The sequence below is a fragment of the Castellaniella daejeonensis genome, from assembly GCF_039523555.1.
GTDB lineage: Bacteria > Pseudomonadota > Gammaproteobacteria > Burkholderiales > Burkholderiaceae_B > Castellaniella > Castellaniella daejeonensis.
On the sequence record NZ_BAAAFN010000020.1, the window covers coordinates 24133 to 48657 of the forward strand.

The following is a 24525-nucleotide window of genomic DNA, read 5'->3' on the forward strand; positions in this document are numbered from 1 at the left end:
CGCCGCTTGCTGCGGCCTGCCGGTGCCACTGACGGCAGCACCGATCACAGGAGAACACGGATGGCCATGAACAAATCGCACGCCCCCGCCAGCCAGAAAGGCGTACTGGGGATGCTGATCGACGATCACCGGGAAGCGCAGAAGCTTTTCAAGGACTTCAAGTCCGCAGAAGACGACCGCAGCAAGGAAGAAATCGTGCGGCACGCCTGTAGCGCGCTGACAGCCCATACGAAGATCGAGGAAGAGCACTTCTATCCGTTCCTGCGCGAGGCAGACCCCGAAACGTTCGGCAGCCTGCTGGACGAGGCCAGGGTCGAACACGCCAGCGCCAAGGAACTGATCGCCCGCCTGCAGGCGATGAAACCCGCCGACGACCTGTACGACGCCCACTTCACCGTACTGGGCGAATACACCAATCACCACATCACGGAAGAAGAAGACGAGCTGTTCAAGAAAGTGATCGACAAGGACATCGATCTGCGCGAACTGGAAGAACCCATGCAGGACACCAGGCGCCAGGCACTGTCGGCCAAGCCGCAGGGCTGACGGCGGCATGCCGCTTGCTGCGGCCTTTCGTGCCGATTTTCCCTCATCACAGGAGTCATCATGAACAGCATCCGTACGGCGTCCTTCATCCTGGGCGCGGCCGCCGCCGCATTTTCCATCCTGGCATTCGGGCAGCAGGCCGGCGGCCTCTCCGAGCAGGACCGCGACTTCATGAAGAACGCGATCCAAGGCAGTTACGCGGAGATCGAAGCCAGCCGGCTTGCCCTGCAGAAGGACAGCAGCCCGGACGTCCGGGCATTCGCCGACACCATGATCGCCGACCACGGCAGCATGGCGCGCGAGGCGCGGACGCTCGCCCAGGAAAAGGGCTACATGCCGCCCGACGGCCCGTCCATCGCCCAGAAAAGCGAGGCAACGGCGCTCAAGGCCCTGAGCGGTGGCGCCTTCGATGCCATGTACGTCAACCGGATCGGCGTGGCTGCCCATGAATCGACGATCCGGCAGTTCGAGCAGGCTAACCAGGAAGTCAAGGATCCCGACATCAAGGCCATGATCGAGAAAACGCTGCCCAGATTGCGCGAACACCTGAAGATGGCCCGCGCGCTGGATGCAAAGCAGGACGCTCAATGACTCGGGCGGTGCCGAGCCGCCGATCGGGAGACGAACATGGATGAAACGAAACGCAGATTCGTCCAGGCTGCGCTGGCCCTGCCCGCCACCCTGGTCCTGCCCGCCTGCGAACGGACGGCGCCCCGACCCGCCCGGATTGCCGGCACTTTCTTCTCGGCGGACGAATACCGCTTCGTCGAAGCGGCGACCGCCCGCCTGATCCCCGGAAATCGCGAAGACCCGGGCGCCATCGAAGCCGACATTCCCCTGTTCATCGATCTGCAGCTGGGGGGCCCCTACGGCCGTGCCGACCGCTGGTACATGGAAGGCCCCTGGGCAGCCGGCACCGCGCAGCAGGGCTACCAACTGAAGCAGACGCCATCCGAGCTGTACCGTATCGCGATTGCCGGAATCGATGCGTACTGCCGCCGGCAGTACAGCGGCCGTGCGTTTGCCGAACTGTCCGCCGACCGGCAGGACGAAATCCTGCGTAATCTGGAAGCCGGCAAGATCGAACTCGGAGACGTTCCCGCCCAGGCTTTTTTTTCCGTGCTGTGGCAGAACACGCAGGAAGGATTCCTGGCCGATCCGATGTACGGCGGCAACCGCGGGTTCGCTGGCTGGAAGCTGATCGGCTTTCCCGGGCCCCGGTACAACTACGTCGAGGAAATCACTCAATACGGAAAGCCCTACCCGCTGCCGCCCGTCGGCATCCTGGGCAGGGATGGCACGCGCATGCGCGCCGACATCTGAAGGAGGCACGATGGCAAAACGACTGGAACCGGTCAACGTGGTGCTGGTGGGGTTCGGCTGGACCGCGTCCATCATTGCGCAGGAGCTGACGGACGAAGGCCTGCAGGTGCTGGCCCTGGAGCGCGGGGAAGACCGCGCGACGGTACCCGATTTCTCAACCACCCATATCCAGGACGAACTGAAATACGCGGTCCGCAACCACATGTTCCAGGCTCCCATCCGGGAGACCCTGAGTTTTCGAAACACGCCCGATCAAAGAGCGCTGCCCATGCGCCAGCTGGGCTCATTCCGGCCCGGCGCCGGCGTTGGGGGCGCCGGCGTGCACTGGAACGGGCAGACATGGCGCTTCCTGCCGGACGACTTCCTGATCCGGTCACATACCGAGGAGCGCTACGGCGCCGGATTCATCCCCGAGGACCTGACCATCCAGGACTGGGGCATCACCTACGACGAACTCGAGTCCTGTTACGACCGCTTCGAATACCTGTGCGGCGTATCGGGGGGTGGCCGGCAACGTGGCGGGAGAACGCCGGCCGGACGGAAATCCCTTCGAGGGGAACCGGTCTCGCGACTACCCGCTGCCGCCACTGGAACGCAGCGCGGGCTCGCTGATGTTCGACAAGGCGGCCCGCGAACTGGGCTACCACCCGTTTCCCGGCCCGGCCGCCAACGCCTCGCGGCCCTACAAGAACCCGCTGGGCGTGCAGATGGGCCAATGCACCTACTGCGGCTATTGCGAATGGTTCGGCTGCGGCAACAATTCCAAGGCCTCGCCGCAGTCCACGATCCTGCCGGTGCTGTTGAAGAAGGACAACTTCTCCTACCGCACCGGATGCGATGTCACGCGCGTCGTGCTGGACGGCTCGGGCACCAAGGCCAAGGGCGTGCTGTATCGCGACCTGGAGGGCCGCGAATTCGAGCAGCCCGCGGAGCTGGTCATCCTGTGCGCCTTCGCGCACCACAACGTGCATCTGCTGCTGCTCTCGGGCATCGGAAAACCCTACGACCCGGTGAGCAACACCGGCGTCGTCGGACGCAACTACGCCTACCAGATCACATCCGCCGTCGAAGTCTTCGTGGACGAACTGATGAACCCGTACATGGGGGCCGGCGCCCTGGGCCAGGCCGTCGACGACTTCAACGGCGACAACTTCGATCACGGGCCGGAGGGCTTCATCGGCGGCGGCTACATCGCGCTGTGGACCACCGGCGGGCGCCCCATACTGCAGCATCACCTGCCCCAGGATACGCCCACCTGGGGCGCCGGCTGGAAAAAGGCGATGGCGGAGAACTACCTGCACAGCACAGCCGTGTCCACCCACGGCAACGTCGTCAGCCACCGCAACGCCTATCTGGACCTGGACCCGACCTACAAAGACATCTATGGCAACCCCATGCTGAGGCTGACCTTCGATTTCCACGCCAACGACTACAGGATGTCGGACTACCTGACCTCCAAGGCTGAAGGCATCGCCAGGGCGATGAAGCCGCGCTCGATCAACGTCAAGAAACGCAAGCCACCCTACAGCATCATCCCCTACCAGACCACCCACAACACCGGGGGCGCCGCCATGGGCGACGACCCGCGCACCAGCGTCGTCAACCGCTACCTGCAGAGCTGGGACGTGCCCAACGTCTTCGTCGTCGGGGCCTGCAACTTTCCGCAGAACCCCGGCTACAACCCCACTGGGACGGTGGGTGCGCTGGCCTACTGGGCGGCGGACGCGATACGCACGCGCTACCTGAAACGCCCCGGACCGCTGGTCCAGGTTTGACGCGGGAGACATCATGCGCACGAACCAAGCGATCCTGGGCTGGCTGGCCCTGCTCTGCGCCGCCCCGGCCGCCGGTGCGGCCGACCTGCACAATGCCGACTACGTCAACATCCAGCGCGGACGGTACCTGGCTAACGCCGGCGATTGCATCTCCTGCCACACGGCCAAGGGCGGCAAACCCTTCGCGGGCGGCTACCCGGTGGAGACGCCCTTCGGCACCATCTATTCCAGCAACATCACGCCGGACGTCGTCACCGGCATCGGCAACTGGACCCGGGAGGATTTCTACCGCGCAATGCACGAAGGCAAGCGCAAGGACGGCCAGCACATGTATCCCGCCTGTCCCTACCCCTGGTTCACCAAGATGAGCCGCGAGGACGTAGACGACCTCAAGTCCTATCTCGACACGCTGCAGCCGGTGCGCTCGATATCGCCAGAGAACGACCTGATCTGGCCGCTGGGCTGGCGCAAGATGGTGGCGGGCTGGAACCTGCTGTTCTTCGAGCCGGGCGCCTACGCGCCCGATCCGGACAAATCCACGCTCTGGAACCGGGGCGCCTACCTGGTCCAGGGACCGGGGCACTGCGCCGCCTGCCACACGCCCAAGAACCTGCTGGGCGGATCGGACCATGATCGCGCCCTGCAGGGCGGCGATGCCGGCGAAGGCTGGTATGCGCCCGGCCTGACCGGCAACCGGCGCGCCGGCCTGGGCGGCTGGACCACCGAGGATCTCGTCCAGTATCTGAAAACGGGGGCCAACCCGCACACCGCCAGCACCGGCCCCATGACCGAAGTGGTGATGAATTCCACCCGGCACCTGAACGAGCAGGACCTGCGGGCCATCGCCACCTATCTGAAGGATATCCCACCGGACCAGGAAGACGGGCACGACGCCGGCGACTCAGGGGGGGCCATCGACGACGAAACCATGGCGCGCGGCAAGGCGCTGTACGTCGACCAATGCATGGGCTGCCACATGGCGGACGGCAAGGGCCAGGCCGAAGCGTTCCCGCCACTGGCCAATACGTCCTCGGTGCAGGCGCCCAACGCGCAGACCCTGATCCAGGTGGTCCTGGGCGGCGACTACATGGCGGACCCGCCCACGCGGCCCACCAGCCTGGCCATGCCTGCCTTCGACTGGAAGCTGAACGACCAGGATATCGCCGACGTGCTGACCTATGTGCGCAACAGCTGGGGGAATCGTGCGCCGGCCGTGAGTGCCGACACGGTGGCGGACATGCGCGAAAGCGTGCACGAGTACGGGCCGCGGTACAAGCGGCTGATCAGCCGGCCTTGAGCGGCCTCATGCCGCCGTGGCGGTCTGCGGATCGGGCAAGGGCGCGGATTCGCCACCCACCCGGACGCCGGAACCGGGGATATCCGTGAAGCGGACATCCAGACGCGACGGCCAGCCCATGTCCTCACCCTGCAGGATCAGGAGTTCGCCGGCCCGCAGCAGCCCCCTGTCGCGCAGCATCCCGGCCAGGGCTGCAGCCGCGGCGCCGGTAGCCGGGTCTTCCAGCACACCTCCCGATGCAAAGGCATTACGGGCGTGGAAAATACGCTCGGCCTCGCGCCAGACCAGCGCGATGGTCACGAAACCCTGCTCGCGCATGAAGCGCCGGCCGGCATCCAGATCGTAGGTCATGCGGGCCAGCGATCCGCGATCGCGCAAGGGCAGGATCAAATGATCGGCGCCCGCGTGAGCCCGCAGCACCGGCAAGCCAGGATCCAGATCCCGCGCCTCATGGCCGAACAGGGTCAGCGCCTCTGCGATCACGGCATCGGAAACGGGCTCCTGCTTCGTGGCCGGAGATTCCAGCTCGCTGTAAGGCCGGCCATCGCGCACGCCGCCTTCCACCGAAATCCGGCCGGCGGGAATATTCAGGACATGAACGCCCGGCCCGATCTGCTGGGCCAGTACCGAGCCGAGCGCAATGGTTGCATGGCCGCAAAACGGGACTTCCGTTTCCGGCGAAAAATAGCGGACATCCCAGCCATCGCTGCCCGGCGTTGCAAAGGCGGTTTCGGAATAACCGATCTCGTTGGCAAGCCGCTGCATCCGGGCGGCGGGAAGTGGCGCATCCGACAAGACGACACCTGCGGGATTGCCGCCATGAAGGTCGTGGGTGAAAGCCGCGATACGGTGGATATGCATGGCGAACTCCAGGTGAAATAACCACATCCATTCTAAAAGACCAGATGCCGGATTACCTTATAATTCGTAATGCATTATCCTGACAATACGATTGAAAACAATCCATAAACAGGATCATGCCTAACACTACAAAAATCGACCTGGATCATATCGACTGCAAGCTGCTCGATGCGCTGTCTGCCGATGCCCGCACCAGCCTGCGGCAGCTGGGGGAACTGGTCGGTCTGTCTGCACCCGCCGTGCGCGACCGCATCCGCCGCCTGGAAGACGAAGGCGTCATCGAAAGCTTCACGATCCGGCTCAACCATCATCGGCTTGGCTATGCCCTGGAAGCATTCGTGCGGATCGAGCCGCTGCCGGGCCGCCTGAAGGAAATCGAGCGGGCCCTGCAAGGCATGCCCGAAATCACCCATTGCGCCGTGGTCACGGGCGAAGACTGCTTCATCGCCCGGATCATGCTGCGCGACATCGACGACCTGAGCCGCCTGCTGGATCCGCTGCACGATAAAGCGCGCACGCGTTCGAGTATCGTCAAGAGCGTGCCGGTGCCGGCCCGCAACGCGCCCTACCGGTGAGCATTGAAAAAGCCCCGCCTCTTCATAGAGAGGTGGGGCTTTTCCTGACTGCTGCGGATCGGACTGAATCAGATTACATATTGTCGATCATGACCTGGCCGAAGCCCGAGCACGACACCTGGGTCGCGCCTTCCATCAGGCGGGCGAAGTCGTAGGTGACCTTCTTCGACAGGATGGCCTTTTCCATGCTGCTGATGATCAGGTCGGCAGCCTCGGTCCAGCCCATGTGGCGCAGCATCATCTCGGCGGACAGGATTTCCGAACCCGGGTTGACGTAGTCCTTGCCGGCGTATTTCGGCGCGGTGCCGTGGGTGGCTTCGAACATGGCCACGGAATCCGACAGGTTGGCACCCGGGGCGATGCCGATCCCGCCGACCTGGGCGGCCAGGGCGTCGGAGATGTAGTCGCCGTTCAGGTTCAGCGTGGCGATGACGTCGTATTCGGCCGGGCGCAGCAGGATCTGCTGCAGGAAGGCGTCGGCGATGACGTCCTTGACCGTGATCTCGCGACCCGTCTTGGGGTTCTTGAACTTGCACCACGGGCCGCCGTCGATCAACTGGGCGCCGAATTCCTTCTGGGCCAGGGCGTAGCCCCAGTCGCGGAACCCGCCTTCGGTGAACTTCATGATGTTGCCCTTGTGCACCAGGGTGACGCTCGGGCGATCGTTGTCGATGGCGTACTGGATGGCCTTGCGCACCAGGCGCTCGGTGCCTTCGCGCGACACGGGCTTGACGCCGATGCCGGACGTGCCCGGGAAGCGGATCTTCTTCACGCCCAGCTTGTCCTGCAGGAACTCGATGAGCTGGCGGGCCTTGTCGGATTCGGCCTCGAATTCGATGCCGGCGTAGATGTCTTCGGAATTCTCGCGGAAGATGACCATGTCGGTCTTTTCCGGCTCGCGCACGGGAGAGGGCACGCCCTTGAAGTAGCGCACCGGGCGCAGGCAGACGTACAGGTCGAGTTCCTGGCGCAGTGCCACGTTCAGGGAACGGATGCCGCCACCCACCGGGGTGGTCAGCGGGCCCTTGATGGACACGACGTATTCGCGCACGGCTTCCAGGGTTTCCTCGGGCAGCCAGACGTCAGGACCGTAGATCTTGGTGGATTTCTCGCCGGCGTAGACTTCCATCCAATGGATCTTGCGCTTGCCACCATAGGCCTTGGCGACCGCGGCGTCCACGACCTTCAGCATCACCGGGGTGATGTCTTGGCCCGTACCGTCACCCTCGATGTAGGGAACGATGGGCTCATCGGGGATGTTCAGGGAGAAATCGGCGTTGACGGTGATCTTCTGTCCGCCGGCCGGGACCTTGATGTGCTGATAGGACATGGGTGCTCCAGTGTGTGGCTGTGCTTGTTGTACAGGAAAGGGGGAATCAGTCTTATATAAGAGTTTAGCGTAAACTGGCCACCGGCAGGCAACCTATCCCCTTATTTTACTGATCCGCACCCCGGAAATGGCGGAATCACCGGGTTAAAATGGACGGCCCGCCTCGTCTTCCTCTCTCCCCATGTTCAACCCATCCAAAGAACAGGTTCGCGCGTTCTTCACCGACGCATGGCGCAAGCGCCGCGAAGGCGGAGTGCTCACGCCGCTGGAAACCATGGCCGCCGACCTGATCGAGCGCCACCCCGAATACCACGACGACCTGCAGGCCCCCGACGCCGCGGAGCGCGACTACCCGGTCGAAGCGGGCCGCACCAATCCCTTCCTGCATTTGTCGATGCACCTGGCGATCCAGGAACAATTGTCGGTCGACCACCCGCCCGGCATCCGTGCCGCCTGGAACACGCTGCTGAAAAGCCGCGACGAACACGAAGCCGCCCACATCATCATGGAAGCCCTGGGCGAAGTCGTCTGGGAAGCCCAGCGGCTGGGCAAGCCGCTGGACAACGAACGCTACCTGGACCTGATCCGGCGCCACGCCACACGGGACCGCTGAGCGGCCCGGCCGGAAACGGCCGCCGTCACCGACACCCCCGGACGGACAAGAAAATGCCCGCCGGGCGCGCGGGCCCGGCGGGCATCCTGAAAACGGCGCCGCGCGCTATCTGCGCACGGCCAGCGACGAAGGCTGTGCCGCAAGCCAGGCCGAGATATTCTCGATGTCGGCGGCCGACAGCTGCGCAGCCATGGCGCCCATGATGGCGTTCTTGCGCACGTTGGCCGAAGCCGGTGCGCCGGCCTGGCCGCGCTGGTAGGCGGTCAGTGCATGCGCCAGGTAATCCTGGTGCTGACCGGCCAGGATCGGATAGTCGGGCTGCAGCGGAGACTTGGCGTCGGCCCCATGGCAGGAGGCGCAGGTGTATTTATCGAAGGCGGCCTTGCCGGCCTGCAGGTCGGCCGCTTGCGCGCCGGTGGCGGCCGTCAGTCCCAGACCCAGCAGGGCAATCCACAATGTACGCATGATGCTCTCCCCCCGGATCACTTGAGACTGGAATAGTAGGCGGCAACGTCGGCCATGTCCTGCTCGGACAGGGACCGCGCGATGGCGTCCATGGTCGGGAAGGAACGCGCACCGTTGGCGTATTCCTTCAGGGCCGCGACGATGTAGGCCGCGTTCTGACCGGCGATCATGGGGACGTGGTACAACTCGGGATAGGCAGCCTTGTAGCCCTGGATTCCATGGCAGCCGATGCACATGGAAACCTTCTGGGCGCCGGCCTGGACATCGCCCTGGACTGCGGGCGGATCGGCCGCCAGGGCCGGACCAGCCAGCAGACAGGACGCCGCCACCACGACGGCGCCCAAACCACGATCAAGCATTGCTCGCGACTTCATATGGCCTCTTGTCTCTCTGATTCATTTTGTGTCGGCATCGGCCACCCTCCTGCCGGGCCGATAAGGCATGTCGATTGTACGATAATTGATCGAATACAGTCAGACATGAAAATTTCAAGTCCATAACATCTGCTTCCGGGCCTCCACGGCGCCACTGAACCTCTTCCATGAACCAGACCTCCGCCTCTGTTCCAAACAGCCGTTTCGACGGCACCGACCGCTACGTCGCCACCGAATCCCTGAAGACAGCCGTCAACGCCGCCCTGGCGCTGCAGCGCCCGCTGCTGGTCAAGGGCGAGCCCGGCACCGGCAAGACCCTGCTGGCCGAGGAAGTCGCCCGCGCCCTGGACCGGCCCCTGCTGCAATGGCACATCAAGTCCACGACCAAGGCGCAGCAAGGACTATACGAATACGATGCCGTCTCGCGCCTGCGCGATTCCCAGCTGGGCGAGGCCGCCGTGCACGACATCCGCAACTACATCGTGCAGGGCGTGCTGTGGCAGGCGTTCGAGTCGGAACGGCCCTGCGTGGTGCTGATCGACGAGATCGACAAGGCCGACATCGAATTCCCCAACGACCTGCTGCGCGAGCTGGACCGCATGGAATTCCATGTCTACGAGACCCGCCAGACCGTCCGGGCGCGGCACAAGCCCCTGATCATCATCACGTCGAACAACGAAAAGGACCTGCCCGACGCGTTCCTGAGACGCTGCTTCTTCCACTACATCGAGTTCCCCGACCGGGAAACCCTGTCCGACATCGTGGCCGTCCACTTCCCGGATCTGCGCGCCGACGTGCTGGGGGCGGCCCTGGACGCGTTCTTCCGCCTGCGCGAAGTCCCCGGGCTGAAGAAACGGCCGTCGACCTCGGAATTCCTGGACTGGCTGCACCTGCTGCTGGCCGAATCCGTGCCCCCCGACAGCCTGGCGCGAGGCGACGTGCCGCCGCTGGCCGGCGCACTGCTGAAAAACGAGCAGGACCTGAACCTGCTGCGGCGCCTGGCCACCCTGACGCAACGCGGCGTGCGCTGACGACATCGGCCGCCTGCGGCGCGGCACGCAAGCCGCAACATGTTTCTTCCGTTCCCCCACCACCCGACCGACCCATGAACACATCCGGCTTCAAGCAAACGCCCAGCCCCGTCACCCTGGAAGGCCACGGCGTGCGTCTGGTCCCGCTGTCCCGCGATCACGCCGGCGGCCTGCGCGCCGCCGCTGCCGACGGCGAGCTGTGGAACCTGCGCGTCACCTCGGTTCCCGAACCCGACCAGACCGAATCCTACATCGCCCAGGCCCTGAAGGGCTTCGACGATGGCCACATGCTGCCTTTCGCCGTCACGGACGCTGCCAGCGGAGCCATCCTGGGTTCGACGCGCTATCACGACATCATCCCGGCGGTCGCCCGCCTGGAGATCGGCTACACCTGGTACGCCCGCTCCCGCCAGCGCACCCACGTGAACACCGCCTGCAAGCTGCTTCTGCTCGAACATGCGTTCGACACGCTGGGCGCAGCCGTGGTGGGCTGGCGCACCGACAACTACAACCACGCATCCCAGCGTGCCATCGAGCGTCTGGGCGCGCACCGCGACGGCGTGCTCCGCCATCACGCGCTGCGGCGCGACGGCACCGTGCGCGACACGGTCATGTACAGCCTGCTGGCGGGCGAATGGCCCGAGGTTCGCGCCCACCTGCTCTACCAGCTGCGGCGCCCCCGCGCCTGACGCCGCACCCATTCCGGCCATGCTGACCGATTTCTTCCTCCAGTTGCGTGCCGCGGGCATCCCGGTCTCCATCCGGGAATACCTGAGCCTGCTCGAACTGCTGTGCAGCCCGGCCGCACCCACGAGCACGGAAGCGTTCTACCACCTGGCGCGCCTGGCGCTGGTCAAGGACGAGACCCGCTACGATCGCTACGACCGGGTCTTCGCCGCCTTCATCGGCCAGCTCCAGGCCCGCGCCGGCGGGCCCGACATCCCTCCCGACTGGCTGGTGCAGACCTTCCGCAAGCAGCTCACCGACGAGGAAAAGGCAGCCCTGGAAAAGCACGGCTGGGCCCGGCTGATGGAAATGTTCCGCGAGCGCCTGGCCGAGCAGAAGGAACGCCACGCAGGTGGCAGCAAATGGATCGGCACCGGGGGCTCTTCGCCCTTCGGCCACGGCGGTTATCACCCGGAAGGCATCCGCATCGGCGGTCCATCGGCCGGCAACCGCACGGCCATCAAGGTCTGGGAACGGCGCGACTATCGCGACTACGATGACCAGCAGGTCCTGGGCACGCGCAACTTCAAGATGGCGCTGCGGCGCCTGCGGCGCTTCGCCCGCCAGGGCGCGGCGCTGGAACTGGACATGCCGGGCACCATCCGCGGCACCGCCGAGCAGGCCGGGATGCTGGACCTGCACTGGATGCCCGAGCGCCACAACACCGTCAAGGTGCTGATGCTGCTGGACGTGGGCGGCAGCATGGACGACCACATCGCCCGCATCGAATCGCTGTTCTCCGCGGCCCGCAGCGAATTCCGGCACCTGGAAGTCTATTACTTCCACAACTGCCCCTATGAATCCGTCTGGCGCCACAACAGCCGCCGCCACGGCGAGCGCATAGAGACCTGGGACCTGCTGCGCACCTACGGCGAGGACTGGCGCCTGATCCTGGTGGGCGACGCGTCCATGAGCCCCTACGAACTGCTGTACCCGGGCGGTTCGATCGAGCACCACAACGAAGAGACCGGGGCCGCCTGGCTGCAGCGCATCCTGGGCCACTGGCCGCACGCCGTCTGGCTGAACCCGGAACCTTCCGGTTCCTGGCAGTACCGCCAGTCCATCGCCCTGGTCAAGGAACTGATGCACGACCGCATGTTCGGCATGACGATGGACGGACTGGAACAGGCGATGCGGCTGCTGTCGAAGTAGACCGAAGCAGGCCGGCCTCGTGACGGGTGACATCGACATGTCATGATGTGACCTCGGGGCCGAATTGATTCCGATCCCCGGTATCCGCCTGGCGACCAGCGGGCAACGCGTGCGTTCCGGGGCGCCCATGCGGTAATGTTATGGGCCGCACCTTTTCACTCACGACGTTCCCCGCACCCATGCTCCGGCCGAACCCCCTGCCCTCCCTGTTTCTTGCGTTCTGCCTGCTGGCAGCACCCGTCCTGCACAGCCCCGCGCTTGCCAAACCTGCCGCCGCGCAGAGCCTTCCCGCCGGCGTCCACCAGGTCGTCATGATCGAAGGCGTGACGGAATACCGCCTGGACAACGGCCTGCAGGTACTGCTTGCCCCGGATGATTCCCGCGCCCAGACCACGGTAAACATGAGCTACCGCGTCGGCTCGCGCAACGAAGGACCGGGCGAGACCGGCATGGCGCACCTGCTGGAGCACCTGCTGTTCCGTGGCAGCCCGAAACACCCGGACGCCCTGGCCGAATTCGCGCGCCGGGGGCTGGCGGCCAACGGCTCGACCACCGCCGACCTGACGAACTATTACGCCACGTTCGCCAGCGACCCCGACACGCTGCGCTGGTACCTGTCCTGGCAGGCCGACGCCATGCTGAACGCGCGCATCGCCCGCGCGGACCTGGACGCGGAAATGCCGGTGGTGCGCAACGAAATGGAACGTGGCGAAAACAGCCCGTTCAGCATGCTGATGCAGCAGGTTGCCTCGGCTGCCTATGTCTGGCACCCCTACGGCCGCAGCGTGATCGGTGCGCGTTCCGATGTGGAGCACGTCGGCATCGAGCCGCTGCGCGCCTTCTACCATCGATACTACCGTCCGGACAATGCCACGCTGATCATCACAGGCCGCTTCGATGCGCGGCAGACGCTGCAATGGATCGCGCAGGCGTTCGGCGCCATCGCCCGGCCCGGCGGCGCGCTGCCGCCCGAATACACGGTCGAACCCGTCCAGCAGGGCGCGCGCAGCGTCACCCTGCGGCGCATCGGCGGCAGCCCCATCGTCCTGGCGCAGTATCACCTGCCGGAGGCTGCCGGCGACGCCTACACGGCCCTGTCGATCGGCAGCGCCATGCTGGCCGACACCCCGGCCGGACCGCTCTACCAGGCCCTGGTGGCCAAGGGCCTGGCCAGCAGCGTGTTCGGCTTCGCCCGGCCCATGAAGCAGCCCGGCTACGCGGTATTCGGCGCGCAGGTACAGCCCGGGGCGGATCCCCAGGCAGCCATGGCGGCCCTGGAACGCACCCTGGAAACCGAAGGGATCGGTCAGCTGGACCAGGCCGCGCTGGAGCGCATCCGCACGGCCTGGCTGAACGACTGGAAACAGACCTACAACCAGTCCGGCGCCCTGGCGCAAGCCCTGTCCGACGCCGTCGCCTGGGGGGACTGGCGCCTGTTCTTCATCGAGCGCCTGCGGGTCCGGGCGCTGACGCTGGATGCAATCCGCACGCAGCTGAGCGCCTGGCTGCTGCCCAGCAACCGCACCAGCGGGATGTACCTGCCGACGCCGGACCCGAAGAACGCGCCAGCGCCCGCCCCGGCCGACCTCGGCCCGTGGATCGGGCAGCTCGACACGGGCACCGGGCGCCCCGCCGTGGCGGCCTTCGACACCCGCCCCCTGTCCATCGACGCCGCCACCCGGCGCAGCGCCCTGGCCCTGCCCAACGGCCCGGTGTCCCTGGCCCTGCTGCCCAAGGCCACCGCGGGAGAGCAGGTTCATGCCGTATTGCGCATGGGCTTCGGCAACGCCGAGGCATTGCGCGGGCAGGACCTCGTGCCCTTCGCCACCGGCGCCATGCTGCTGCGCGGCGCCGACGGCATGAGCCGCCAGCAGATCGAAGATCGCCTGAACGCACTGGACTCCCAACTGTCGTTCGGCGCCGATGGCAACGTGCTGAACGTTTCCCTGCGCAGTTCCCGCGAACACCTGGCCGATGCACTGGACCTGGTGTTCCACCTGCTGCGCGCGCCGGCCTTTCCGGAGGACGAACTGGAGCGGCTCAAGCGCAGCCTGCGCACCCGGGTGGAAAACGACGCATCGAGTCCGGCCTACCTGGTGCGCAACACGCTGCGGCGGCATGGACAGCCCTGGGACCGGGACGATGTCCGCTATACCCCCACGACGGCCGAAACCCTGGCCTGGATCGAAGCCCTGAGCCGCGAACGGCTGCGCAGGTTCCATGAACGGTTCTACGGCGCGGGCCACCTGTCCCTGGCCGTGGTGGGGGATTTCGACCCCGCCGTGGTGGAACAGCGCCTGCGCGCCGGCCTGTCCGGCTGGCGGACCGCTCCGGCCTACGAACGCCTGGCCGATCCCTGGCATGCGGTCGAACCCAAGACCTTCCGCATCCCGGCGCCGGGCAAGGCCAACGCCGAATACCGGGCCGCCCTGCCCCTGAAACTGCGGGACACCGATCCGCGCTGGCCCGCGCTGATGCTGGCGAACTATCTGATCGGCGGCTCCGAGGATTCCCGTCTGTGGCAGGCCATCCGGGTGCGCGGCGGCCTGTCCTACGGCGTGGGCAGCGCCGTCAGCGCCTCGCCCTTCGAAGAATCGGGGGCATGGATGCTGTTCGCCAGCATGGCCGCGCAGAACGCCGACACGCTGCAGGCTGAGATGCGTACCGTCCTGGACGAGACCCTGAAGACCGGCTTCACCCAGGCTGAAGTCGACCGGGGGGTCCAGTCGCTGCTGAACTACCTGCAACTGGGGCGCTCAGACGACGCCTACCTGGCGGGCCGCTGGATCGACTATCTGGACTCAGGCCGCAGCTTCGCCTGGCAGCAGCACATCATCGACCAGTTGCGCGACCTGGAGGCCGGGCAGGTCAACGCCGCCATGCACGGGCTGCTCGATCCCGAGGCGCTCAGCATCGCCGTGGCGGCCGACCCCGACCCGAAGCACTGAAGGCCGCGAACCGCACAAAGAAAAACCCCGTTCGCCGGCCGGGCCGGTGAACGGGGTGGACATCGGGCGGCTGGCCTGCGTCAGGAGAAGAAGTTCTTCACCTTGTCGGTCCAGGATTCGCTCTTGGGCGAATGGCGGTCGCCGCCGCTGTTCAGGGACGCCTCGAACTGGCGCAGAAGCGCTTTCTGTTCTTCGTTCAGGCGCACGGGGGTTTCCACCACGATGTGGCAATACAGGTCGCCGGGATAGCTGGAACGCACGCCCTTGATGCCCTTGCCGCGCAGTCGGAAGGTCTTGCCGGTCTGTGTGCCTTCGGGAATGGTGATTTCCCCGCGCCCGGACAGCGTCGGGACTTCCTGCACGCCCCCCAGCGCCGCCTTGGTGAAGGGGATGGTCAGCTCGCAGTGCAGGTCCTCGCCCTGGCGCTCGAAGATGCCGTGCGGCTTGATGCGGATCTCGACGTACAGGTCGCCCGGAGGCCCGCCGTTCAGCCCCGGCTCGCCATTGCCGGTGGAACGGATGCGCATGCCGTCGTCGATCCCCGCGGGAATCTTGACCTGCAGGGTCTTGTTCTTGCGGACACGGCCCACGCCCTCGCAATCGACGCAGGGATCGGTGATCTCGCGGCCGGTGCCATGACAGGTCGGGCAGGTCTGCTGGACGCTGAAAAAGCCCTGCTGCATGCGCACGGCGCCGCTGCCGCCGCAGGTATGGCAGGTGCGCGGCGAGGTGCCGGGTCGGGCGCCCGAGCCATGGCAGGTTTCGCAGGATTCCCAACTGGGAATGCGGATCTCGGTGTCGAACCCGTTGGCCGCCTGCTCCAGGCTGATCTCCAGCGAGTATTTCAGGTCGGCGCCGCGATAGACCTGGGGTCCGCCGCCCCGGCGGCCTGCGGCAGCGCCGAATATTTCCCCGAATATGTCGCCGAAGGCGTCGGCAAAACCGCCCGCGCCGCCATTCATGCCGGCGCCGGCCGCCGCGTTCGGATCCACGCCGGCATGACCGAAACGGTCATAGGCCGCGCGCTTTTCCGGATCGGACAGCATCTCGTAGGCTTCCTTGGCCTCTTTGAATTTGTCCTCGGCCTCCTTGCTGTCCGGATTGCGGTCCGGGTGGTATTTCATGGCCAGCTTGCGGTAGGCCTTGCGGATGTCGTCGTCCGAGGCGTTCTTGGCCACGCCCAGGACGTCGTAAAAATCTCGTTTTGCCATGGATTCGGGTTGCCTGTGCTATGCGCTGCTGATTGAAGGACACATGCCCGGCCCGGTGCAGAACCGGTTCCGGGCAGGCTCGCTGTTCCCCGGGCGGCTTGCGGGCCGCCCCGGCTCGCCGGGCGCGGAACCGCCCTGCCGGGCGTTCCGCGCCGAGGCGCGTCCGGCGGGGATCAGTCGCGCTTCACTTCCTTGAAGTCGGCATCGACGACGTCGTCTTCCGCCGGCTTGGCGCCATCGGCCGCAGCCGCGCCCGCAGCCGCCTGCTTGGCCTGCATGTCGGCGTACATCTTTTCGCCGAGCTTCTGCGAGGCGGTGGACAGGGCCTCGACCTTGGCGTCGATGGCGGCCTTGTCGTCGCCCTTGATGGCTTCTTCAAGTTCCTTGATGGCCGATTCGATGGCTTCCTTTTCGGAGGCTTCGAGCTTGTCGCCGTATTCCGTCAGGGACTTGCGCGTGGCGTGGACCAGGCCGTCGGCCTGGTTGCGCGCCTGCGCCAGTTCGGCGATGCGGTGGTCTTCCTCGGCGTTGGCCTCGGCGTCCTTCACCATGCGCTCGATCTCTTCCTCGGTCAGGCCCGAGCTGGCCTTGATCGTGATCTTGTTTTCCTTGCCGGTGCCCTTGTCCTTGGCCGACACGTGCAGGATGCCGTTGGCGTCGATGTCGAAGGTGACCTCGATCTGCGGCAGGCCACGCGGGGCCGGCGGGATGCCTTCCAGGTTGAACTCGCCCAGCGCCTTGTTGCCCGCGGCGACTTCGCGCTCGCCCTGGTAGACCTTGATGGTCACGGCCGGCTGGTTGTCATCCGCCGTGGAGAACACCTGCGAGAAGCGCGTCGGGATGGTGGTGTTCTTCTTGATCATCTTGGTCATGACGCCACCCAGGGTCTCGATCCCCAGGGACAGCGGCGTCACGTCGAGCAGCAGCACGTCCTTGCGGTCGCCAGACAGCACGGAACCCTGGATCGCGGCGCCGGCGGCCACAGCCTCGTCGGGGTTCACGTCCTTGCGCGGCTCGCGGCCGAAGAATTCCTTGACCTTTTCCTGGACCTTGGGCATGCGGGTCATGCCCCCGACCAGGATCACGTCGTCGATATCGGAAGCCTTGACGCCGGCGTCCTTGATCGCCACGCGGCAGGGTTCGATCGTGCGTTCGATCAGTTCCTCGACCAGCGCTTCCAGCTTGGAGCGAGTGATCTTCAGGTTCAGGTGCTTGGGACCGGAGGCGTCGGCCGTGATGTACGGCAGGTTGATCTCGGTCTGCTGCGTGGAGGACAGCTCGATCTTGGCCTTTTCGGCGGCTTCCTTCAGACGCTGCAGGGCAAGCACGTCCTTGGACAGGTCGGCGCCCGACTCCTTCTTGAACTCGGTGATGATGTAGTCGATGATGCGCTGGTCGAAGTCTTCGCCGCCCAGGAACGTGTCGCCGTTGGTCGACAGCACCTCGAACTGCTTTTCGCCATCCACATCCGCGATCTCGATGATGGACACGTCGAAGGTGCCGCCGCCCAGGTCATAGACCACGATCTTGCGATCGCCGCGCTCGGACTTGTCCAGGCCGAAGGCCAGGGCCGCCGCGGTCGGCTCGTTGATGATGCGCTTGACTTCCAGGCCGGCGATGCGGCCGGCGTCCTTGGTCGCCTGGCGCTGGCTGTCGTTGAAGTAGGCCGGCACGGTGATCACGGCCTCGGTGACTTCCTCGCCCAGGTAGTCCTCGGCGGTCTTCTTCATCTTGCGCAGGATGTCGGCGGACACTTGCGGGGGAGCCAGCTTCTTGTCCTGGGCCTCGACCCAGGCGTCGCCGTTTTCAGCCTTGACGATCTTGTAGGGCATCAGGTCGATGTCCTTCTGCACGGCCTTTTCTTCGAACTTGCGGCCGATCAGGCGCTTGACGGCGAAGATGGTGTTCTTCGGGTTGGTGACGGCCTGGCGCTTGGCCGGCGCGCCCACCAGGATCTCGCCGTCCTGCATGTAGGCGACGATGGACGGCGTGGTGCGCGCGCCTTCGGAGTTTTCAATGATCTTGACCTTGGAACCGTCCAGCACTGCGACGCAGCTGTTGGTCGTGCCCAGGTCGATGCCGATGATCTTGCTCATGTTGGATCCTGTCGATATTTGAATGATGGAGCGAGCCACCGGCTCGCCGATGGTTCGAATATGGGGTTTCCGGACCCGGTTTCAAGGCCCGGGCCGGCGGGGTCTCAGGCGGGGCCGGACGATACCATGACCAGCGCCGGGCGCAGGACGCGATCGGCGATCAGGTAGCCCTTCTGCAGGGTCTGGGCCACGGCGCCCTGGGGATGCTCGGAAGGCACGTTGGAAATCGCCTGGTGGCGGTGCGGGTCGAAAACATCGCCGGGCGCGGGCGCGATCTCGCGCATCTGGTTGCGCTCGAAGGCATTGTTCAACTGCCGCAGCGTGGCCTCGACGCCCTGGCGCCAATCTTCCACAGTCTGGTTTTCCTGGGCCAGGGCGGCTTCCAGGCTGTCGCGCACCGGGATCAGGCTCTCGGCAAACGATTCCGTGCCGAACTTGCGGGCCTTGGCCACGTCTTCCTGGGCGCGGCGCCGCACGTTTTCGACTTCGGCGTGGGCCCGCAGCAGCTGGTCGTGGTAATCGGCGACCTGCTTCTGGGCTTCGTCCAGCAGTGCGGCCAGGTCTTCGCCCGGCTGGGCGGCTTCGGGCTGCCCGGCGGACTCATCGGCCGGATTCCGGCCTGCGGACGGGGTTTCGGCGCTCGGCGCGGCTTGCGGGTCCAAGTCTTCCTGGGGTGCCGACATATTCAAATCTCCAATGCTGAAAGGGGGTGAACGCTTGGGTAGATGGGGATGAGGCGCACATTCTTCAAGCCCCGGCACGACGCCGCCCGATGTCGGGCCGGCGCATCCGGCCCGCGCCTAGGTCCAGCCGGCCAGGTTGTCGGCCAGCAACCCGGCGAAACCCCGCGCCCACTTCGGATCGGCATTCAGGCAGGGGATGTAGCGGAAATCGCGCCCGCCCGCCGCCAGGAAGGCCTCGCGGCAGCCCATGTTGATTTCTTCCAGCGTTTCCAGGCAGTCCGCCAGGAAGCCCGGGCACATCAGGTCCACCGTGCCCACCCCCTGCCGCCCCCAGGCTTCGAGCGTGGGCTGGGTATAGGGCTGCAGCCAGGGCGCCGCACCGAAGCGGCTCTGGAAAGCCACGTGCAGGCGGTCGCCGTCCGCGCCCAGGCGTTCGCGCAAGGCCCGGGCAGTCTGCTGGCAATCGCGGAAATAGGGATCCCCCTGGCGCACCGACCGCTGGGGCAGGCCATGAAAGCTGAGCAGCAGCCGGTCGGGCTTGCCGGCCCGGTCCCAGTGCGCCCGCACCGACCGGCACAGCGCATCGAGATACGCGTCGGACGTGTGGAAACGGTCCAGGAAACGCAGCGTGGGCTGATGGCGCAGCCGCGCCAGGTGCGCGGCGACCGCGTCCACGGCCGTGGCCGTGGTGCTGGCGGCATATTGCGGATACATCGGCGCGACCAGGATGCGGCCGCAGCCGGCCGCGCGCAGGGCATCCAGGGCGCCCGCCAGGGCCGGTCGGCCGTAGCGCATGCCCAGTTCGACCCGGACATCCAGGCCCCGCGCGCGCAGGGACGCCGCCACGGCGTCGGCCAGGTCCCGGCTGTACACCAGCAGGGGCGAACCCCGCTCGAGCCAGACCTGGGCATACTTCGGGGCCACGGCGGCTGGCCGCCGCGTCAGCACGAACAGGCGCAAGATGGTCTGCCACAGCACGGCGGGCAATTCCACCACCCGGGGATCGGACAGGAATTCTCCCAGGTAGCGGCGCACCGCCGCCGGGGTGGGCTCATCGGGCGTGCCCAGATTGATCAGCAGGATGCCCAGAGGGCCGCGGCCGGGTCCGGGCGCGTCGGGGTCGAGCGCCCGTGGATCGGACACTTCGGGAAGAAAGCGGCTCATGTACGGGAAACAGGAAAAGGCGGCATCAGGACGCCGCCTGGCCGAGTGCGTTGGACAGCATGCGGGCGGTGATGTCGACGATGGGGATGACCCGATCGTAGGCCATGCGGCTGGGACCGATGACGCCCAGCGTGCCGATCACCTGGCCGTCGACCCCGTAGGGCGCAGTGATGACCGACACGTCTTCCAGCGGCACCAGGCGGGAATCGCCGCCGATGTAGATCTGCACGCCCTGGGCGCGGCTGGAGACGTCGAGCAGGTGCAGCAGGTCGGTCTTCTGCTCGAACAGCTGGAACAGCCGGCGCAGCCGGTCCATGTTCGCCGTCATCTCGGATACGCCCAGCAATTTGCCTTCGCCCGAGATCACCACGGCCTCGTCGTCCGTATCCGGCGAATCCAGCCCGGCATCCACCGCCTGCTGCATCAGGCGGGAAATGTCGCTGCGCAGCGAGGCGAGCTCGTCGGCCAGCGCCAGCCGGACCGCATGGAAGGACTTGCCGGAAAAATGCCGGTTGAAGAAATTGGAGGCTTCCAGCAGCTCGGCCTCGGAGTATTCGCGCGAGACGAACAGGATGCGGTTCTGCACATCGCCATTGGGCGTGACGATGATCAGCAGCACGCGCCGGTCCGACAGGCGGATGAATTCGATGTGGCGGAACACCTGGGTGCGCTTGGGCGTGAGCACCACACCCGCGAACTGCGACAGGTTGGACAGCAGCGAGGCGGCGGCGGTGACCGCGCGGCCGGGCTCGGCCGCCGGCAGGCAGTCCTCGATCTGCAAGCCGGGGCTGAGTTCGTAGGGCCGCGCCGTCAGCAGGCTGTCGACGAACATGCGGTAGCCGCGCGGCGTGGGCACGCGCCCGGAAGACGTGTGCGGGCTGTGGATCAGCCCCAGGTCTTCGAGGTCGGCCATGACGTTGCGGATCGTGGCCGGCGACAGATCGAAGACCTTGGACAGAGTACGCGACCCCACGGGCTGGCCGTCCGCGATGTAGCGTTCGACCAGCGCCTTCAACAATGTCTTGGCTCGATCATCCATGTCCAGTCCATCCAGCAGGCGGGGCGAAAACGCCTCGCCCGCATCGGCAACCGCGTCCTCATCCCCCTATAATCGGATACGCCTATTATTCCATTAATTTCCGGGAGTCCCTGCGCCCATGCACTTCAAGACCGTCGCCCTGATCGGCCGCCACCAGGATAGTGGCATGGATGCCCCCTTGCGCCGACTGGGCCAGGTCCTGTCTTCGGCGGGATGCGACGTCCTGATCGAGGCCGACACGGGCCGCAACACCGGGGTTGCCGACTTTCCGCTGGCTTCCTACGAAGAAATCGGCACGCGCGCCGACCTGGCCGTCATCATGGGCGGCGACGGCACCATGCTGGCGGCCGCGCGCCAGCTGGCCACGTCGGGCGTGGCCATGATCGGCATCAACCACGGCCGCCTTGGCTTCATCACCGACATCCCCCTGGGCAGCGCCGACGAGGCCATCACCCGCATCCTGAACGGCGCCTTCGTCCAGGACGAGCGCATCCTCCTGGAAGGCCGCGTCATGCGCGGCGGCGAAACGATCTTCTCGGGCCTGGCCCTGAACGACGTGATCATCAACCGCGCCGGGCGCGGCGGCATGATCGAACTGCGCGTCGAGTGCAACGGCACCTTCATGCACAGCCAGCGCGCCGACGGCCTGATCATCGCCACGCCCACGGGATCCACAGCATATGCCCTGTCGGCCGGCGGGCCGATCCTGCACCCCCAGGTCGACGCCCTGGTGCTGGTGCCCGTCGCGCCCCAGACCCTGTCGAACCGGCCCATCACCCTGCCCGACGACAGCGTGCTGAACATCACCATCAGCGCCCTGGGCCGGGTGGAATCGGGCGCCAGCGTGCACTTCGACATGCAGGCCCTGTCCAATTGCCAGGAAGGCGACCGCATCGACGTGCGCCGCAGTCCGCACCGCGTCCGCCTGCTGCACCCCCAGGGCTACAGCTACTTTTCCACCCTGCGCAGCAAGCTGAACTGGAACCGCATGCTGCACCCCTGGGACGAACCCGACCAATAGGGCCGACGGCCACAGCCACCACACCACCATGCTGCGCGCGCTGCACATCCGCGACTTCGTCATCGTCGATCAGGCCGACATCGCCTTCGATGCCGGCTTTACCGTGTTCTCGGGCGAGACCGGCGCCGGCAAGTCGATCCTGATCGATGCCCTGGCACTGGCCCTGGGCGGCCGGGGCGACGCCACGCTGATCCGCCAGGACGCCCCGCGCGCCGACATCAGCGCCGTCTTCGACGCGCCCGAGGCCGCGGCCGGCTGGCTGGCCGAGCAGGCCCTGGACGGCCCGGAACTCATCCTGCGGCGCGTCATCGATTCCCAGGGCCGCAGCAAGGCCTGGATCAACGGCGTGCCGGCAACCCTGGGCCAGTTGCGCGACCTGGGCGCCCTGCTGGTGGACATCCACGGCCAGCACGCCCACCAGAGCCTGCTGCAGCCGGCCAGCCAGCGGGAACTGCTGGACACTCAGGGGGGGCACGCCGACCAGGCGCGCGCCCTGCAGCAGGCCTGGACCGACTGGCGCCAGGCGCAAGCCGCGCTGGATACCGCCCGCAGCGACGCGGCCGGCCAGGCGGCCCGGCTGGAACAGCTGGCCGCCGACGTGGCCTGGCTGGACGAACTGGCGCCCGAACCCGGCGAATGGCCCGACCTGTGCGCCCGCCAATCCCGTCTCGCGCACGCACAGACCCTGCTGGCTGGCGCGGGCCAGGCCATCGAGGCGCTCGACGGGGAAACCGGCTCGGCGGCACAGGCCCTGCACGCCGCGATCCAGTCGCTGCAGGCCCTGGTGCGCCACGACCCTTCCCTGGAAGAACACTGCCAGACCCTGGAATCGGCCCGCATCCTGTGCGCCGAAACCGTATCCGGCCTGAACGCCTACGCCGACCGCCTGGAGCCCGATCCGGACGCCCTGGCGCAGGCCGATGCCCGCATGGGCCGCATGTTCGAAGCCGCACGCCGGTTCCATGTCGAGCCCGAGGCCCTGGCCGAACACCACGAAACGCTGCGCACCCAACTGCGCCAGGCCGAAGCCGGCCAGGATCTGGATGCGCTGGAGCAGGCCTGCCGACAGGCCGAATCGCGCTACACGGAACTGGCCCGCGCCCTGAGCGCGGCCCGGCGGACCACGGCCGGCCAGCTGGCGGCGCAGGTCACGGCCGCCATGCAGACCCTGTCCATGGATGGCGGCGTCTTCGACATCGCCCTGGCAGACTGCAAGCCTTCCGCGCATGGGCTTGAAACCGTCGAATTCCTGGTGGCCGGCCATGCCGGCGTCCCGCTGCGGCCGCTGTCGCGGGTGGCCTCCGGCGGCGAACTGGCCCGCATTTCCCTTGCCCTGTCGGTGATCGCCAGCCAGGCCGCACGGGTACCGACCCTGATCTTCGACGAGGTCGACGCCGGCATCGGCGGCGCCGTGGCCGAGGTGGTGGGCCGCCTGCTGCGCGAACTGGGCATGCGCCATCAGGTGCTCTGCGTCACCCACCTGCCCCAGGTCGCGGCCTGCGCCGCCCGGCATTTCCAGGTCAGCAAGGCCACCCGCGCGGGCCGCACGCTGTCGGCCATCCGGCCCCTGGACGAGGAATCCCGCACGGAAGAAATCGCCCGCATGCTGGGCGGGCTGAAGATGACCGTTGCCACGCGCACGCACGCCCGCGAAATGCTGGCGTCTGGCCAGGCGCACCAGTAGCGTCAGGCGGCATCAGGCGTGGCGTTGCCGCCCGCCAGGCGGGCGCACGCAGTTGCGCGCCGGCGTGCGCCGGTGCGCCCCGATCAGGCCTTTTTAGCGGCGGAGCACTTCGGGCAGATGCCGTAGAGCATCATGTTGTGGCTTTCCAGGGTGAAGCCGTTTTCCTTGGCCACGCGATGCTGGCGCTTTTCGATTTCCGCGTCTGAAAATTCCACCACCCGGCCGCAATTGGTGCAGATCAGGTGATCGTGGTGGTCGCCGTCGTTCAGTTCGAATACCGCCTTGCCGCCATCGAACTGGCTGCGCAGCAGGATGCCGGCCTGCTCGAACTGGGTCAGCACGCGATACACGGTGGCCAGGCCGATGTCCACATCTTCGGCGATCAGCGCGCGATAAACGTCTTCGGCGCTGTGATGACGAGTTTCCGCCTTGCGGAATACATCGAGGATCTTCAGGCGCGGAAACGTCGCCTTCAGGCCCATGGTCTTGAGTTCGATCTGGTCGTTCATGATTCAAGTATCCCGGGGAATGCGGCGAAAGGCAAGCAGGCCGGAACCCCCCGCATTCAGCCGCGCGCATGCGCAAATCCGAATTCCCTTTATGATAGCGGT

22 protein-coding genes and 1 pseudogene are annotated in these 24525 nt (G+C 66.4%); 13 read left to right on the forward strand and 10 right to left on the reverse strand.

Annotated features, from left to right (window positions below; translation table 11 throughout):
• Window positions 1-66: 66 nt before the first annotated feature.
• The 5 genes and pseudogenes from ABD022_RS14460 (at window position 67) to ABD022_RS14480 (ending at window position 4941) form a co-directional block, all read left to right on the forward strand.
• A complete protein-coding gene (locus tag ABD022_RS14460) occupies window positions 67-546 on the forward strand; it encodes a hemerythrin domain-containing protein (protein WP_325127319.1) in 480 nt (159 codons plus the stop codon).
• A 60-nt stretch (window positions 547-606) separates the two neighbouring features.
• The gene (locus tag ABD022_RS14465) at window positions 607-1137 is read left to right on the forward strand and encodes a DUF4142 domain-containing protein (RefSeq protein WP_325127317.1); all 531 of its coding nucleotides are present in this window, start codon (window positions 607-609) and stop codon (window positions 1135-1137) included.
• Window positions 1138-1173: 36 nt separating this feature from the next.
• Window positions 1174-1869, forward strand: coding sequence for a gluconate 2-dehydrogenase subunit 3 family protein (locus ABD022_RS14470; protein ID WP_325127315.1), 696 nt, complete (start codon window positions 1174-1176; stop codon window positions 1867-1869).
• A 10-nt stretch (window positions 1870-1879) separates the two neighbouring features.
• Window positions 1880-3644: pseudogene (locus tag ABD022_RS14475) on the forward strand (GMC family oxidoreductase).
• Window positions 3645-3657: 13 nt separating this feature from the next.
• Window positions 3658-4941: a c-type cytochrome gene (locus ABD022_RS14480; protein ID WP_343822123.1), complete on the forward strand. Its 1284-nt coding sequence runs from the start codon at window positions 3658-3660 to the stop codon at window positions 4939-4941.
• A gap of 6 nt (window positions 4942-4947) precedes the next feature.
• Here ABD022_RS14480 and ABD022_RS14485 read toward each other — a convergent pair whose 3' ends face one another.
• Window positions 4948-5802 (reverse strand): PhzF family phenazine biosynthesis protein, encoded by an 855-nt coding sequence (locus tag ABD022_RS14485; protein WP_343822124.1) that lies wholly within the window; start codon window positions 5800-5802, stop codon window positions 4948-4950.
• Window positions 5803-5918: 116 nt separating this feature from the next.
• Between ABD022_RS14485 and ABD022_RS14490 the strand changes: the two genes are divergently transcribed.
• Window positions 5919-6377: an Lrp/AsnC family transcriptional regulator gene (locus tag ABD022_RS14490; RefSeq protein ID WP_325127307.1), complete on the forward strand. Its 459-nt coding sequence runs from the start codon at window positions 5919-5921 to the stop codon at window positions 6375-6377.
• A 73-nt stretch (window positions 6378-6450) separates the two neighbouring features.
• On the opposite strand, the gene icd is transcribed toward ABD022_RS14490, so the two are convergent.
• Window positions 6451-7707 carry an NADP-dependent isocitrate dehydrogenase gene (icd, locus tag ABD022_RS14495; RefSeq protein WP_325127304.1) on the reverse strand — a complete coding sequence of 419 codons (1257 nt, stop codon included), beginning with the start codon at window positions 7705-7707 and terminating at the stop codon, window positions 6451-6453.
• Between the two features lie 181 nt (window positions 7708-7888).
• Between icd and ABD022_RS14500 the strand changes: the two genes are divergently transcribed.
• A complete protein-coding gene (locus tag ABD022_RS14500; protein ID WP_325127302.1) occupies window positions 7889-8320 on the forward strand; it encodes a DUF1841 family protein in 432 nt (143 codons plus the stop codon).
• A gap of 105 nt (window positions 8321-8425) precedes the next feature.
• Here ABD022_RS14500 and ABD022_RS14505 read toward each other — a convergent pair whose 3' ends face one another.
• Window positions 8426-8785 carry a c-type cytochrome gene (locus ABD022_RS14505; protein ID WP_325127300.1) on the reverse strand — a complete coding sequence of 120 codons (360 nt, stop codon included), beginning with the start codon at window positions 8783-8785 and terminating at the stop codon, window positions 8426-8428.
• A gap of 17 nt (window positions 8786-8802) precedes the next feature.
• Window positions 8803-9159, reverse strand: a complete 357-nt coding sequence (locus tag ABD022_RS14510; RefSeq protein WP_343822127.1) for a c-type cytochrome — start codon at window positions 9157-9159, stop codon at window positions 8803-8805.
• Window positions 9160-9326: 167 nt separating this feature from the next.
• On the opposite strand from ABD022_RS14510, the gene ABD022_RS14515 reads away from it, so the two are divergent.
• The 4 genes from ABD022_RS14515 to ABD022_RS14530 all read left to right on the forward strand — a co-directional run bounded on the left by ABD022_RS14515 (window position 9327) and on the right by ABD022_RS14530 (window position 15016).
• Window positions 9327-10190 (forward strand): AAA family ATPase, encoded by an 864-nt coding sequence (locus tag ABD022_RS14515; protein WP_325127297.1) that lies wholly within the window; start codon window positions 9327-9329, stop codon window positions 10188-10190.
• 74 nt (window positions 10191-10264) lie between these two features.
• Window positions 10265-10879 carry a GNAT family N-acetyltransferase gene (locus ABD022_RS14520; protein WP_343822129.1) on the forward strand — a complete coding sequence of 205 codons (615 nt, stop codon included), beginning with the start codon at window positions 10265-10267 and terminating at the stop codon, window positions 10877-10879.
• 19 nt (window positions 10880-10898) lie between these two features.
• On the forward strand, window positions 10899-12068 hold the full coding sequence (locus ABD022_RS14525) for a vWA domain-containing protein (protein WP_343822131.1): 1170 nt from the start codon (window positions 10899-10901) through the stop codon (window positions 12066-12068).
• Window positions 12069-12247: 179 nt separating this feature from the next.
• Window positions 12248-15016: a M16 family metallopeptidase gene (locus ABD022_RS14530; protein ID WP_343822132.1), complete on the forward strand. Its 2769-nt coding sequence runs from the start codon at window positions 12248-12250 to the stop codon at window positions 15014-15016.
• A gap of 80 nt (window positions 15017-15096) precedes the next feature.
• Here the strand turns inward: ABD022_RS14530 and dnaJ are convergent, their stop codons facing one another.
• From dnaJ to hrcA, 5 genes are all read right to left on the reverse strand, one after another.
• Entirely contained in the window at window positions 15097-16227 is a 1131-nt protein-coding gene (gene dnaJ / locus ABD022_RS14535; protein WP_325127290.1) for a molecular chaperone DnaJ, read from the reverse strand.
• 173 nt (window positions 16228-16400) lie between these two features.
• The gene (gene dnaK, locus ABD022_RS14540) at window positions 16401-18323 is read right to left on the reverse strand and encodes a molecular chaperone DnaK (RefSeq protein ID WP_343822134.1); all 1923 of its coding nucleotides are present in this window, start codon (window positions 18321-18323) and stop codon (window positions 16401-16403) included.
• Window positions 18324-18427: 104 nt separating this feature from the next.
• On the reverse strand, window positions 18428-19006 hold the full coding sequence (gene grpE, locus ABD022_RS14545; protein ID WP_325127286.1) for a nucleotide exchange factor GrpE: 579 nt from the start codon (window positions 19004-19006) through the stop codon (window positions 18428-18430).
• A gap of 117 nt (window positions 19007-19123) precedes the next feature.
• A complete protein-coding gene (gene hemH / locus ABD022_RS14550; RefSeq protein WP_343822136.1) occupies window positions 19124-20170 on the reverse strand; it encodes a ferrochelatase in 1047 nt (348 codons plus the stop codon).
• 25 nt (window positions 20171-20195) lie between these two features.
• Complete coding sequence (gene hrcA / locus ABD022_RS14555; RefSeq protein ID WP_325127283.1) at window positions 20196-21209, reverse strand: heat-inducible transcriptional repressor HrcA; 1014 nt, start codon at window positions 21207-21209, stop codon at window positions 20196-20198.
• A gap of 118 nt (window positions 21210-21327) precedes the next feature.
• Here hrcA and ABD022_RS14560 point away from each other — a divergent pair, with 118 nt between their 5' ends.
• Both ABD022_RS14560 and recN read left to right on the forward strand, forming a co-directional pair.
• Complete coding sequence (locus tag ABD022_RS14560) at window positions 21328-22230, forward strand: NAD kinase (protein ID WP_343822138.1); 903 nt, start codon at window positions 21328-21330, stop codon at window positions 22228-22230.
• Window positions 22231-22258: 28 nt separating this feature from the next.
• Window positions 22259-23914: a DNA repair protein RecN gene (gene recN / locus ABD022_RS14565; RefSeq protein ID WP_325124040.1), complete on the forward strand. Its 1656-nt coding sequence runs from the start codon at window positions 22259-22261 to the stop codon at window positions 23912-23914.
• 83 nt (window positions 23915-23997) lie between these two features.
• On the opposite strand, the gene fur is transcribed toward recN, so the two are convergent.
• Window positions 23998-24423: a ferric iron uptake transcriptional regulator gene (gene fur, locus ABD022_RS14570; RefSeq protein WP_325124041.1), complete on the reverse strand. Its 426-nt coding sequence runs from the start codon at window positions 24421-24423 to the stop codon at window positions 23998-24000.
• Between the last annotated feature and the right edge of the window lie 102 nt (window positions 24424-24525).